Origin of the sequence: Streptomyces sp. NBC_00287 (assembly GCF_036173105.1) — a bacterium.
Lineage (GTDB): Bacteria > Actinomycetota > Actinomycetes > Streptomycetales > Streptomycetaceae > Streptomyces.
This window is the reverse complement of the sequence record NZ_CP108053.1, coordinates 8442103-8455239: the sequence shown is the minus strand read 5'-3', so window position 1 is coordinate 8455239 and position 13137 is coordinate 8442103. Positions and strand designations below refer to the sequence as shown.

General features: G+C 69.2%; 11 protein-coding genes and 2 pseudogenes. 5 read left to right on the top strand and 8 right to left on the bottom strand.

The window, feature by feature from the left end:
* Positions 1–32 precede the first annotated feature (32 nt).
* Positions 33–656, top strand: a pseudogene (locus tag OHT76_RS38420) (peroxidase family protein); the annotation flags it as partial.
* An 80-nt stretch (positions 657–736) separates the two neighbouring features.
* Here the strand turns inward: OHT76_RS38420 and OHT76_RS38415 are convergent.
* Positions 737–1108 (bottom strand): hypothetical protein, encoded by a 372-nt coding sequence (locus tag OHT76_RS38415; RefSeq protein WP_328875488.1) that lies wholly within the window; start codon positions 1106–1108, stop codon positions 737–739.
* Between the two features lie 208 nt (positions 1109–1316).
* On the opposite strand from OHT76_RS38415, the gene OHT76_RS38410 reads away from it, so the two are divergent.
* On the top strand, positions 1317–2558 hold the full coding sequence (locus OHT76_RS38410) for a cytochrome P450 family protein (protein ID WP_328875487.1): 1242 nt from the start codon (positions 1317–1319) through the stop codon (positions 2556–2558).
* Here the strand turns inward: OHT76_RS38410 and OHT76_RS38405 are convergent, their stop codons facing one another.
* From OHT76_RS38405 to OHT76_RS38385, 5 genes are read right to left on the bottom strand one after another with little or no spacing between them, the layout of a single operon-like run.
* Positions 2559–3917, bottom strand: coding sequence for a cytochrome P450 (locus OHT76_RS38405; protein ID WP_328875486.1), 1359 nt, complete (start codon positions 3915–3917; stop codon positions 2559–2561).
* On the bottom strand, positions 3914–4516 hold the full coding sequence (locus OHT76_RS38400) for a GTP-binding protein (protein ID WP_328875485.1): 603 nt from the start codon (positions 4514–4516) through the stop codon (positions 3914–3916). The genes OHT76_RS38405 and OHT76_RS38400 overlap by 4 nt, the downstream gene beginning before the upstream one ends.
* A complete protein-coding gene (locus OHT76_RS38395) occupies positions 4494–4853 on the bottom strand; it encodes a DUF742 domain-containing protein (RefSeq protein ID WP_328875484.1) in 360 nt (119 codons plus the stop codon). Before OHT76_RS38395 ends, OHT76_RS38400 begins: the two co-directional genes overlap by 23 nt.
* Complete coding sequence (locus OHT76_RS38390) at positions 4850–5263, bottom strand: roadblock/LC7 domain-containing protein (protein ID WP_328875483.1); 414 nt, start codon at positions 5261–5263, stop codon at positions 4850–4852. The genes OHT76_RS38395 and OHT76_RS38390 overlap by 4 nt, the downstream gene beginning before the upstream one ends.
* On the bottom strand, positions 5260–6573 hold the full coding sequence (locus OHT76_RS38385; protein ID WP_328875482.1) for an ATP-binding protein: 1314 nt from the start codon (positions 6571–6573) through the stop codon (positions 5260–5262). The genes OHT76_RS38390 and OHT76_RS38385 overlap by 4 nt, the downstream gene beginning before the upstream one ends.
* Positions 6574–6825: 252 nt before the next feature.
* Between OHT76_RS38385 and OHT76_RS38380 the strand changes: the two genes are divergently transcribed.
* Entirely contained in the window at positions 6826–7761 is a 936-nt protein-coding gene (locus OHT76_RS38380) for a helix-turn-helix domain-containing protein (protein ID WP_328875481.1), read from the top strand.
* A 67-nt stretch (positions 7762–7828) separates the two neighbouring features.
* Here the strand turns inward: OHT76_RS38380 and OHT76_RS38375 are convergent, their stop codons facing one another.
* Both OHT76_RS38375 and OHT76_RS38370 read right to left on the bottom strand, forming a co-directional pair.
* Positions 7829–9463: a sodium/solute symporter gene (locus OHT76_RS38375; protein ID WP_328875480.1), complete on the bottom strand. Its 1635-nt coding sequence runs from the start codon at positions 9461–9463 to the stop codon at positions 7829–7831.
* Complete coding sequence (locus tag OHT76_RS38370; RefSeq protein ID WP_328875479.1) at positions 9463–9762, bottom strand: hypothetical protein; 300 nt, start codon at positions 9760–9762, stop codon at positions 9463–9465. The genes OHT76_RS38375 and OHT76_RS38370 overlap by 1 nt, the downstream gene beginning before the upstream one ends.
* Positions 9763–10142: 380 nt before the next feature.
* On the opposite strand from OHT76_RS38370, the pseudogene OHT76_RS38365 reads away from it, so the two are divergent.
* Positions 10143–10805: pseudogene (locus OHT76_RS38365) on the top strand (IS5 family transposase); the annotation flags it as partial.
* Positions 10806–11343: 538 nt separating this feature from the next.
* The gene (locus OHT76_RS38360; protein WP_328875478.1) at positions 11344–13125 is read left to right on the top strand and encodes a reverse transcriptase domain-containing protein; all 1782 of its coding nucleotides are present in this window, start codon (positions 11344–11346) and stop codon (positions 13123–13125) included.
* The last annotated feature ends 12 nt before the right edge of the window (positions 13126–13137 follow it).

Sequence of the window (13137 nt, the reverse complement as noted above, 5' to 3'; positions counted from 1 at the left end):
GTTCGAATGGGATGCAGCCCTTTCCCGGGTTGCTGGTCGGGGACGAGGACATCGCTGCCCTCAAGGCCGGGATCCTCGCCTCGGGGCTGTCCATCTCCCAGCTGGTCACCACCGCTTGGGCGGCGGCGGCGAGTTTTCGTGGCACCGACAAGCGCGGCGGGGCGAACGGGGCACGGATTCGACTGGCACCGCAAAAGGACTGGGAGGTCAACAAGCTGCCCGAGGTGGTGCAGACCCTGGAACGGATCCAGCAGGACTTCAACGCCTCACAGACCGGCGGAACGAAGGTTTCACTCGCTGACCTGATCGTCCTGGGCGGGTGCGCGGCCGTCGAGCAAGCCGCGAAGGACGCCGGGCACGACATCACCGTTCCGTTCGCTCCCGGGCGCACGGATGCCTCGCAGGAGCAGACCGACGTGGAGTCGTTCGCCGTGCTCGAACCCAAGGCGGACGGTTTCCGCAACTACCTCCGGTCGGGGGAGAAGTTGTCGCCGGAGACTCTCCTGCTGGACCGCGCCAACCTGGTGGCGCTGACTGCTCCCGAGATGACGGTTCTGATCGGCGGCATGCGGGCCCTGAATACCGGATTCAAGCGATCCCGGCACGGCGTCTTCACCGACCGCCCGGAGACATTGACAAACGACTTCTTCGTCAACTGATGAACCTCGACCGGTTCGACCTCTCCTGAGCCCGAGGTCCCGCCCCGGCCGGGCTCAGGATCGGCCGGGGCGGGTGTTCAGGGGGTCGGGGACTTCTCGCGGCGCAGGGCGGTGCGAAGAGCGGCGTGCAGGCGGGGGGTGTTGGTCCACTCGCGGTCCCTTGTCGGAGGGATCTGCCAGCACAGGCCGGCGCACATGACGCGGTGGAGCGGGGGGATCGCCACGTGGCAGCCCCGGCCCAGGACGCGGACCTGGGGGAGGCTCCAGCCGGCGGCGGAGCCAGGAGGGATCATCCAGTACAGGCGCTGGCCGAAGCCGTCCCTGATCACGGCTCCCGTCTCGTCGCCGAGGTGCCGCAGTACGTCGGTCCCGAGGCCGAGCGGTACGCGTACGGCATCCCACCAGCTGCCCGCGGCCACGGTCCGCACCTCGACACTGCCCGGTTGCATCCACCACGAGGTCCTGCCGACTGCCATCACCCTCACCGGCTTTCCGATCCGACACCCGAACCGTAGGGCGGAAGCGAGGCTGCGACTTGCGGCCGGGCGCAGAGAAGTTGTCCCCGTGCGCAGCATGTGCCGAGGGCTCTCGCACGCACACGCTACGTCCAAGTAGCTTTACCGGTCGTATTGTTGATCGAGCGTCAGGGAGGCTTCCGTGGGACACCCGCGCCCCTTAGTGATCGACCCGACCGGCCGTGACATCCACGGCGAGGCCGCCCGGATACGCGAGCGCGGACCGGTGACCCTCGTCGAACTGTCCGACGGTGTCCAGGCCTGGGCCGTCAGCAGTCCCGACCTCCTCAAGCGCCTGCTCACCGACCCACGCGTCTCCAAGGACCCGCGCCAGCATTGGCCCCGGTGGATCAACGGCGAGATCGCCCCGGTATGGCCGCTGTTCACCTGGGTCGCGGTGCAGAACATGTTCACCGCCTACGGAGGCGACCACAAACGGCTGCGCGCCCTGGTCTCCAAGGCGTTCACCGCACGCCGCACCGCTGCACTCCGGCCCCGCATCGAGGAGATCGCCGCGAGCCTGCTGGACGGCATCGAAGAGGCCGGACGGCACGGCCAAGTCGTCGATCTGCGCGAGGAGTTCTGCTATCCGCTGCCGATCCGGGTGATCAGCGAGCTCTTCGGCCTGCCCGAGGAACAGGGTGCGGAGCTACGGGCCGTCGTGGACGGCGTCTTCCACACCTCCGCCACCCCGGAGGAAGTCACCGACAACTACGCGCGGCTGTACGCGGCGCTGGGCGAACTCGTCGCCCTCAAGCGGCGGTCGCCGGGCGACGACCTGGCCTCCGCGCTCATCGCGGTCCGCGACGACGGCGACACCGCGCTGAGCGAGCTGGAGCTGCTCGACACCCTGGTGCTCATGGTCAGCGCCGGCCACGAGACCACGGTCAACCTGATCGACAACGCCATCCACCTCCTGCTGACCCATCCGGACCAGCTCGCCCACGTCCGCTCCGGTCGCGTCCCGTGGGAGGACGTGGTCGAGGAGGCGTTGCGCGTGGAGGCGCCCGTCGCCAGCCTGCCGCTGCGGTACGCCGTCGAGGACCTCAAGATGAGCGAGTTCGGCGGCCCGGACGGGGTGGTGATCGGCAAGGGCGAGGCCATCCTCGCCGCGTACGCGGCCGCCGGACGTCACCCCGGGAAGTACGGCGAGGACGCCGACCGCTTCGACGTCACCCGCACCGACAAGGAGCACCTCGCCTTCGGCCACGGCGTGCACTTCTGCCTGGGTGCCCCGCTGGGCCGACTGGAGGCCCGCATCGCTCTGCGGGCGCTCTTCGATCGCTTCCCCGGCCTTCGACTCGCCGTTCCCCAGGCCGAGTTGGAGCCGGTCGACTCCTTCATCTCCAACGGCCACCGCAGTCTTCCGGTACGCCTGCCCTGATCACTCGCCGCGCCACCACGCCAGCAGCCGACCGGCCCATCCGCGCCGCACGCGGCCGGCCTCGGGCACCGCGGCCGGGCGCGGTGTCGCTGCGGTGCGCTCCACGGACGGCTCGTCGCCGACGGTGGACGGAGCGATGGTGGCCGCCGGGAACGTCACCGGCAGCGCGGCCAGCGCACGGTGGAAGGGGCCCGGCCGCCAGGCCAATTCCTCTACCGGTACGGCGAGTTCGACGTCGGGAAGCCGGTCGAGCAGCTTCTCCACGGCTACCGCCGCGATCAGCCGGGCCGGGCTCTGCGCCGGGCAGTTGTGCGGGCCCGCGCTCCACGCCAAGTGGGCGCGGTTGCCCGCACGCTGATCCGCCGTAAGGGACGGGTCGGTGTTCGCCGCGGCGAGGCTGACCACGAGCGGATGCCCCGCCCGCAGTACCGCCCCTTCGTACACGACGTCGTGGATCGGGTAGTGCACGGCGTAGTTGGCCATGGGCGGGTCGGTCCACAGCACCTCGTCGAGGGCGTCCTCCACCGGCATGCTGCCGCCCGAGAGGCTGCCCGCGAACCGGTCGTCGGACAGCAGCAGCCGCAGGCTGTTGGCGATCAGGTTCTGCTGCGGCTCGGTCCCCGCGCCCATGAGCAGGACGAGGGTGTGCACCATCTCCTCGTCGGTGAGGTCGGCGGCATGGGCCATGAGCCAGGACGTCACATCCGGCCCGGGCCGCCTGCGCTTGAGTGTGACGAGGTCCAGCAGCGTCGTCGCGAGCAGTTCGTTCGCCTGCTCGGCGTCCACTCCGTCGAAGATCCCGGACATCCCCCGCACCAGCCGCTCTCCGTAGTCCGCCGGGCAGCCGAACAGGCGGTTGAACACCAGCAGGGGAAGCACCTGGGCGTACTCGCCGAGCAGATCCGCCTTCCCGGCCGGGGCGATGCGGTCGATGAGCGTGTCCGCGCTCGCCTCGACGTAACCGCGCAGGGTGGCGGGGTCGACCCGGGCCAGGCTGTCCGTGATCGCGCCGCGCAGCCTGCGGTGTTCCGCGCCGTCGGTCCACAGCGCGTTCGGCCGGTACATCATCATCGGCACGACCGGGCTGTCCGGGGGGACGGTTCCGTCCGCCATGTCCTTCCAGCGGCGGGGGTCCTTGGAGAACGTCTCGGTGCTGCGAAGGACGTGCAGGGCGGCGTCGTATCCGACGACGAGCGAGGCTCGCACGCCCGGTGCCAGCTCGACCGGCGCGATCGGGCCGGCGTCGCGCAGCCGCCGGTAGACAGCGGCCGGATCGGCGGCGAACTCCGGCCCGTACAGGGACTCGTGCGCGGGGCAGCCCGGCGGCGGGGAGGGCGGTACGGGGGATGCGGAGGTCACGCGTGCTCCAAGTGGCCGGTGCGGTTCAGGAGGTACTCGACGAGGCTGATGAGAGCCCGCGTGGACGAGACCCGGTCGCGGGCGTCGCAGCGGACGAGGGGGGTTTCGGGCAGCAGGTCCAGGGCTTCGCGCACCTCGTCGAGCTGGTGTGCGGGAGCGCCGGGGAACTGGTTGACGGCGACCGCGTACGGCAGTCCGTGCTCCTCCAGTACGCCCATGACGTCGAACGACTGGCTGAGGCGGCGGGTGTCGGCGAGGACGAGCGCGCCGAGCGCGCCCCGTGTCATGTCCTGCCACAGCCGGGTGAAGCGCTGCTGGCCCGGGGTGCCGAAGAGGTAGAGCACCAGGCGGTCGTTGAGGGTGAGCCGGCCGAAGTCGAGGGCGACCGTGGTGGTCGTCTTGTCCCGCAGGCCCGCGAGGTCGTCGACCAGGGCGCCGGCCTCGGTCATGACCTCCTCGGTGCGCAGCGGCCGGATCTCGGAGAGTGTGCCGACGAACGTGGTCTTGCCGACCGCGAAGTGGCCCACGACGAGCAGCTTGACCGCCGTCTGCACGCTGGGCCGCAGGTAGACGTCGTCAGAGGCGGGCGCGGAGTCCATCGAGCACCTCCTGGAGGATTCGGGCGTCGGTCGGCCGGGCTGTGGGGATCGGCGTGCGGGTGACGATGTGGCCGCTGTCCATGAGGTCGGCGATCAGCACCTTGGTCACGCCGACCGGCAGCGACAGATGGCCGGCCACCTCGGCGACGGACAGGGCTCCGGGCCGGCACAGCTCCATGAGCCTGCGCTTTTCCGGGTTGAGTCCGGTCAGCGGCAGATCGTCGGCCGCGATCAGCAGGGTGACCAGGTCCAGAGTGTTGCGGGTCGGGTGGGCACGGCCGTCCGTGACGACGTACGACCGCACCAGCCGGTCTGCGGGGCGGCGCCGGGGTGTCATGCCGGGCTGCCGGTGTCCTGCCGGGCGGGGCTGGTCAGCTCCTTGCCGAGCCGGTCGACGAGTTTGTGCATGCGGTAGGTGACCGCCTCCATGTCGACGTCCTCACCGGTGGAGACCGCGAGGTAGGCGCCCTCGCCGGCGGCGACCAGGAAGACGTAGCCGTGCGCGAACTCGATCAGGGTCTGTCGCCACGGGGTGTGCGGGGTGCCGCAGAACTCGGCCGTGCTGCGGCTGATCGACTGGACGCCGGACAGGCCCGCGGCCAGCCGTTCGGCGTCGTCCCGGTCGATGTCCTTGGAGAAGGCGCGGAGCATGCCGTCGGCGGAGAGCAGGATCGCGTGACGCGCATGCGGAACCTTCAGCACCTCGTCCAGCATCCAGCCCAACGTGTTGTTGGTGGGCCCGGTCATTCGTGGCTGTTCCCTTCGTCGTCGTGGAGCGGGTGCTGGGCGGACCTGCCGGAGCGGGTGCCCCGTGCGAAGGCGCCCATGCGCCGGGCGTTCTCCTCGGCCGAGCGCCCGCCGACCTCGTCGGCCGGCACGGGCTCCGCGGCCGGTCGCCGGGCGGATCGGCGACGGCGCCTGGGCAGGCCTCCGGGCGTGGTCGCCGCCGGGGGTTCAGGCTCGGGGGTGGGTTCGGGATCGGGGTGGGCCGGATCGGCGGTGGTATCCGGGATGGATGCGGGCGGTACTGCGGACGGTGCGGGCGTCTGGACGGCGGCGTCCAGGTGCGTGAGCAGAGCGGTCGGCAGGAATACCACGGCGCGTACACCGCCGTACGGGGAGACCGTGCCCACGGAGACGCTGAACCCGTAGCGCTCGGTGAGCGCCCCGATGACGGCGAAGCCGAAGCGGGGCGGGTCGCCGAGCCGGGTGATGTCCACCGCGTGGGTGCCGGCGAGGAGTTCGGCGGCATGCTCGGCGGCCCGGCCGTCCATGCCGACCCCGGCGTCGTCGATCACCACGCAGGCGCCGTTGTGCACCGTCTGGACGGTGACCTCGACGCTCGTGCCCGGCTGCGAGTGACGTGCCGCGTTGTCGAGCAGCTCGGCGACCGCGAGCACCACCGGTTCGACCGCCCGGCTCCGCACGGCGATGTCGACCTCGCCGGTGATGCGGATGCGTCGGTAGTCGCGGATGCGGGAGGTGGCGCCGCGTACGACCTCAACGAGCGCGGAGGTGGCGCGCTGGCGGCCCGGCCATGAGCCGCACAGCACGGCGATGGCCTGGGCGCGGCGGCCGAACTGGGCGTTGGTGTGGTCGATTTCGAGAAGGTCGCGGAGCACGCCGGGGTTGTCGTGCCGGTCCTGCATCTCGGCGATGGACACCTGCTGTTCGTTGGCCAGGGCCTGGATGGAGCGCATCGACGCCTTCAGGGCGGCCTTCGCCGACTGGTCGGCGCGCGAGCGGGCGTGCTCGACGGCGCCGGCGAACCGTTCCAGGACAGCGTCGAGGCATTTCGCGAACTCGGTGTCGGCGAGCCGGTCGTCGAGCGGACCGACGGCCGGGACCTGCTGGTGAGGCGCGTCATCGAGGGCCGGCAGCCGGGCCGAGACGAGGTGGAGGAGTTCCTCGTCCCGGGCCCGCAGGCCGTCCCTGAGTTCGGCGTTCCGTCTGCGCTGCCGTGCGGTGATGCCGCGCTCGCGCACCAGCAGCACGGTGACGGCGATCAGGCCCACGGCCAGGCACCAGAACACCGCCTCCGGTATCTGTTCCGTCATCAAGTCCTCACAGCACGTGGCGGTCGACGAGCGCACGACGGTAGTGGCGCGTCCGGGTGCGCACTTGTCCGTGCGCGCAAGGAAGTTGCCGTGGGACGCAGGCGCGTTCGTGGGACGGGCCGATCGCGCCAGGCTTGTCTCCGGCATAGGCCAATGAGGCTGGGACGAGTTCCGGAAACCGATTGCTGGTCCCTAGTCTGCGCGGGTGACAGCCGTCGGGGAGGGGATGCGTTGCCCACGGGAAGCTACGTCGTGGAGACCACGAGGACCGCCGAGGTCGCGGCAGGCGAGCAGACCGATCTGTGGAGTGAGCGCGTCGGGGCGTACCAGACCCGGATGGACTACAGGTACCCCCGCGCCGAGGTCTTCCGCGGCGAGATGATCCGGCAGCGCAGTGGCACCTACCAGGTCGTCACCTGGCACAGCGACCAGATCGAGTACGTCCGCACACCGGGACTGATCCGGCAGATGCCGGACCCCGACTACCGGCTCCTCTTCCCGCTCTCCGGCGAACTGCGGCTACGGCAGGACGACCAGGAAGTGCGGCTGACGCCCGGCACGGGCAGCTTGTTCGCCCTCGGCGCGCCTTTCGAGCTCATGCACGGCGCGTCCCTGCGCGGAGTCATCATGTCGATCCCGGCCCAGGAGATCGACGGCCCGCTGAACCGGAAGGCACCGCTGGCCACCGGGCTCGATCTGACCAAGGGTCTTGGCCGCGTGGTGCACTCCGTGATGCGCAGCCTGAACGAGGAGCGCGACCACCTCACCACCCCGCAGTTCGACGCCGTCTGCGACCGGGTCGTCGAGCTGCTGTGCATGCTCGCCTGCGGCGACGACCGTCCCGGCACACCGGGGCATCTGACCGAGGTCGAGGCGATGGTCCGCCGCTACGTGCGCGAACACGCCGCCGACCCCGGCCTGTCCGGCAACTCCATGGCCCGCGCCCTCGGTTGGTCCCTCCGCCAGATCCAGCTCGCGCTCCAGCACGTGGGCACCACGCCCCGCGACCTGATCCGCGAGGAGCGCCTCCGGCTGATCCGCGAGCGACTCCTGTGCACCGACTGCGCACACATGACGATCACGGACCTGGCGTACGCCTCGGGCTTCTCCTCGGGCAGCGCCATGAGTACGGCCTTCCACCGACGCTTCGGGGTGAGCCCCCGGGAGATGCGCCACAAGGCCCGCTGATCCAACTACAGGTCAAGTCGGCCGGTGGAGCGTGTGAGGGCGCTCCACCGACCGCCGCCTTCATGCGTCAGTACGTCAGTGCGTCAGGCTTGACCGGCGCCTGTGCCACCGGTGCCGTATGCCGCCGCCCCGTCACGCTGCCGAGCCAGCCGAGCAGGAACGCGACGGGCAGCGACACCAGGGCGACTGTCTGGAGCGGGAACCAGTCGATGTGCCACTCGGGCATCAGCGCCATCGGGTTGCCCGAGAAGACGGGGCTGCACACCTGGAGTCCGATCGCGGAGCCCAGGCCGCCGTACAGCGTCCACAGCAGTCCCCGGCGTGTGAAGCCGCGCCAGAACAACGCGTACACCAGCGCCGGGAGCAGGCAGGAGGCCGCCACCGCCAGGGAAAGTGTGGACAGGAAGCCCATGTTCCAGCCCTGGACCCACACCGCGCAGAAGATGCTCGCCACGCCGACCAGGGCGGACGCGATACGGGCCGCGGCCACCTCCCGGCCCTCGGTGGTACGCCCGCGGCGCACGACGTTGGTGACGAGATCGTGGGCGACCGCGCCCGCCGCCGCCAGGGTCACGCTCGCGACGACCGCAAGGGTCGTGAGGAACACCGCGCACGCGACCAGCACGACGAGCCATGCCTCGCCCGTCCGCGCCGACGATCCTCCCGCCAGATCCCCGGTGAGCATCAGCAGGCTGCTGGTGGCTCCGGGATCGGCGGCCAGAATCTTCGGGGCACCGATCACCGCCGCGGCACCGAAGCCCAACACGGTGGTGACGAGGCAGACGGCGCCGACGATCCCGATGGTGTGACGGACCGTACGTCGGGCGGCGGCCGGGTCGGGCGCGGTGTTGAGCTGGGTGGCGACATGGGGCAGGCACGCCACGCCCAGCACCACGGTGATCATCAGGCCGATGAAGTCGAGCGTGCTCTCGACCGGGCCGCCGTCGGCGAAGCGAAGGCCCGGACGCATATAGCCCTCGGGCCGGCCGCTGCCCCGAGCGGCGGTGTCGATGAGGGAGTCGGCGCTCCAGTGGAAGCGGTGGAGCAGCACCGCGGCCAGGGCGAGCGCCATGGCGAGCAGGAACACTGTCTTGATGATCTGGAGCGCGATCATGCCTCGCATCCCGCCGAAGGCCGTGGCGCAGACGACGAGCGTGCCGATCATGACGATGACGGTCTGTTCGGCACCCGGCCCGGAAAGGCCGAGCAGCATGGCGGTGGTCCGGCCCGCGCCGGAGAGCTGGACGATCAGATACGGGATACAGGCGCTCAGCGTGACGACGGCCGCCGCGATCCGCACGGCGGGCCCCGGGGCGCGCAGGGCGAAGGTGTCGCCGAGGGTGTAGCTGCCGCGCTCGCGCAGCGGGCCGGCCAGCAGGAGCAGGACTCCGAGCGACAGCACGGTGCACAGGGCGACGAACAGGCCGTCGAAACCGAAGACCGCGACGGTTCCCGTCGTACCGAGCACGGTCGCGGCGGAGAGATAGACGCCGGAGAGGACGATGGCGCCCTGCACGGGGCGCAGCCTGCGGCCCGCGGTGTAGAACTCGTTGACCCGGTCGCGCTCGGGGCCGTTGAGCACACAGATCAGCAGCATCGGGACGATGAACGTCAGAAAGCCGACGAGGACCCAGGAGCGGGTGTCCGCGTCCAGATCGAGAGTGCCGGGTGCCCCTGCGTCGAGCAGCATCTGAGGAAGCATCAGCGCTCCCCCTGCGGCTCGTACGAGGCCTCGCGGTAGAGGGCCTCACCGTAGGGGGCCTCGTCGTGGGGGGCGCGGTCGTAGCGCACCGCCGTCCACAGCAGGAGCACAGCCTGGGCGAGGAGTGCGACGACGCCGACGGTGATCTGTCCGGCGACTCGCGTGGCCAGCAGGTCCTCGGCGGTGCAGGCGAGCAGGAGGTGGACCGCGAAGGTCAGTCCATTGACGAGCAGGAAGGACTTGCCGGGCAGGTGGGGCCGGGGTCTTTGATGGAGCTGGGGGGCGTGCTGATGGGCCATGGAGCTCTCCTGGCGGGCGGGATGCGCGCATCGCCTGATCCGATCGATGCCTTGCGCGGGCATTGCCCCTGACGGCATTGCCCCTGATGCGGGCCCACCAGAGCACGTACCGACCAGTCGGTCCATGCGTTTCGGGCACGCCGTTGTCCGCTCCCAACGCCGGAGGTGGGTGACTGTGCTGATGCACATTCAGCCATGCACGGGAAGGAAACCGGCCGGACCGACTGCAGCGTTGCCCTCTCCGTAGCCGTCGAAGCTTCGACTGTCACTCGGACACCGGCCGTGCTACTCAATCCGCGTGCTCAGACCGCGTTTGAGATCTGCCGTGCCTGTGCGGTGGAGCGGTCGTTGAGGTCCGCGTGAGTGGTGTTGGGGGCGGCTATCCGTCGGATCTGACGGACGAACAGTGGGTGTTGGTGGAGCCGTTGCTGCCGCCGGCACGGGTGGGACCGAGGGGCGGGCGTCGGGAGAAGCATCCGCGGCGTCGGATCGTGGACGCGATCTTCTATGTGGTGCGGACCGGGTGCGCCTGGCGGCAGCTGCCGAAGGACTTCCCGCCCTGGCCCACTGTGTACTGGCACTTCACCAGGTGGCACGATGACGGCACGGTCGAGCACATCCATGACGTCCTCCGCGGCCGGGTCCGTGAGGCTGACGGCCGAAACGCCGAGCCGAGCACAGGGTTGATCGACTCGCAGTCTGTCCGCACCGCCGACACGGTGCCAGCGGCGACCAGGGGCTTCGACGCGGGCAAGAAAGTCAAGGGCCGCAAGCGGTTCCTGGTCACCGACACCCTCGGCCTGCTCGTCGCGATCCATGTCGTCGCGGCCCGTGTCCAGGATCGGGATGGCGCGAAGCGGCCGCTGCTGTGGGCTCGACTTGACCATCCGCAGATTCGGAAGATCTGGGCGGACCAGGGCTTCGCCGGCCGCCTGGTCGACTGGACCACCCACATCCTCGGCCGCGAGCTGGACATCGTCCGCAAGTATCCCGGCCAGCGCGGCTTCGAGGTCCAGCCCAAGCGCTGGGCGATCGAGCGCACCTTGTGCGCCACGAGGCGCTCTGTTTGTATCCCTGGCTGACCCGGGAGGAACTCGGAAGGAAGTTCCTGGGCCCGATGACTTAACTGGATCCGAAAGGTGAAGGGGACAAAAGCATGTCAGAAAACCAGTGACCGGGCCCAGTTGTCAGGGACGGGGTGCTGGGTGGCCCGCGCGATATGGCGAAGACTGGATTGTTTGAAGCCCAATCTCCAGAAGATGCAAGTTCCCATCCGCCGGAAAGACAACTGAAACCGGCGCCGCGCTCTGCTCTGGCTTCGTATGGTGCGGCCGGAGCAACTCCCGGGCGCGGAGCGATGCCCAGCGAGGGCATTCAAGGAGATGAGTGGGACGCCTGTGTCGCGCTAGAACGTACATGCAGAGACGAACGTGGGATCGCCTACGGGATGCGAGTCCTAGGGCGACGGAGGCCCCGTAGTAGTCGCCGGATTAACGCCCGGCCAGGGAGGACGGGAAAGCCGTCCGCAGGGCGAAGGGGGCCAGGTGATTCGGACACCTTGAAACCCGGGAGGTATGCGAAATGCAGAGCGCCGCAACGGTGCTGGGTGTCCTGCGTGAACGCGGCAGGCGCAACCTGCCGTGCGATGAACTGTATCGGCAGCTGTTCAACCCGAAGTTGTATCTGCTGGCCTACGGACGTATCTACGCCAACCGTGGCGCGATGACGCCCGGGGTCACGTCAGAAACCGTGGACGGCATGTCCCAACGGAAGATCAGCCGGATCGTCGAGACGATGCGTCACGAGCGTTATCGGTTCCGTCCGATGCCGCGCATCCATATCCCGAAGAAGAACGGGAAGTTGCGTCCGTTGGGGCTACCGACCTGGTCGGACAAGCTCGTTGGTGAAGTGGTCCGTCTGTTATTGGAGGCGTACTACGAGCCGACGTTCTCCGACCACTCTCATGGGTTCCGTCCCCGTCGAGGTTGCCACACCGCATTGCGGGAGGTGGACCACACCTGGACCGGGACTTCCTGGTTCATCGAAGGGGACATCGCCGACTGCTTCGGCAGCCTGGACCACCAGGTCCTACTGTCGATCCTCGGCGAGAGGATCCATGACCAGCGGTTTCTGCGGCTGGTGCGCAACATGCTCAACGCCGGATACCTGGAGGACTGGAGGTGGGGTGCCACGCTCTCCGGAGCGCCGCAAGGCGGAGTGGCCTCCCCGATCCTGTCCAACATCTACCTGCACAGGCTGGATGAGTTCGTCGAGACAGTTCTGATCCCGGAGTACACCCGAGGAGATCGCCGGGCCCGCAACCCGGCCTATCTGGAGATGCAGAATCTGCTGGCGAAAGCCCGCCGGCGCGGCGACCGGGCCCAGGCCCGCATGCTGCGCCAGCGGATGGGCAGCCTGCCGAGCTCGGACCCGAATGACCCGGGATATCGGCGACTGCGCTATATCCGCTACGCGGACGATCATCTCCTGGGGTTCGCCGGACCGAAAGCCGAGGCCGAGCAGATCAAGCAGCGCCTGGCACAGTTCCTGCGTGATGAACTCAGGCTGGAGCTGTACCAGGACAATACGCTGATCACTCATGCCCGCACCGGGGCAGCGCGGTTTCTCGGTTACGAGATCACGACCCAGCACAACGACACGAAGAAGACCGGCCGTTACCGACGCGTCAACGGCCAGATTGCACTCCGTGTCCCCCGGGACGTGATCAAAGCCAAGTCCGCCCCATATGTCGCCCGCGGGAAACCCGCGAAGAGAACGGCCCTGATCAACAGCAGTGATCACGCGATCGTTGCGACGTTCGGGGCCGTTTACCGGGGCATAGCCCAGTACTACCTGCTTGCCGGAGATGCCTTCCGGCTGCATCGGCTGCAATGGGTCATGGAGACATCCATGCTCAAGACTCTTGCGGCCAAGCACCGCTCATCGGTGCCGAAGATGGCCGGCAGGCACAAGGCCCGAATCGACACCCCCAACGGGCCCCGAGTCTGTTTCGAGGCCCGCATCGAGCGGAAGAACAGGAAGCCACTGGTGGCGCGGTTCGGCGGAATTCCACTCCAGCGGCAGCGGACGGCAGAGATCACCGACCGCGAACCGGTCCGGGTGGACTATCCGCAAAAGGAACTCATCGCGAGACTCCTGGCGGACACCTGCGAGATCTGCGGAAGCGAGGGCAACGTGCAAGTGCACCACGTCCGCGCCCTCGCCGATCTCGCGCATGCCGGATGGCAGCCCTCCGACTGGGCGCGCGTCATGTTGCATCGGCGTCGCAAGACCGTCGTGGCCTGCGACACCTGCCATGGCCGAATCCACTCAAAACGGCCTGCCAAAACAGTCACGCGGTAGTCACTGGAGAGC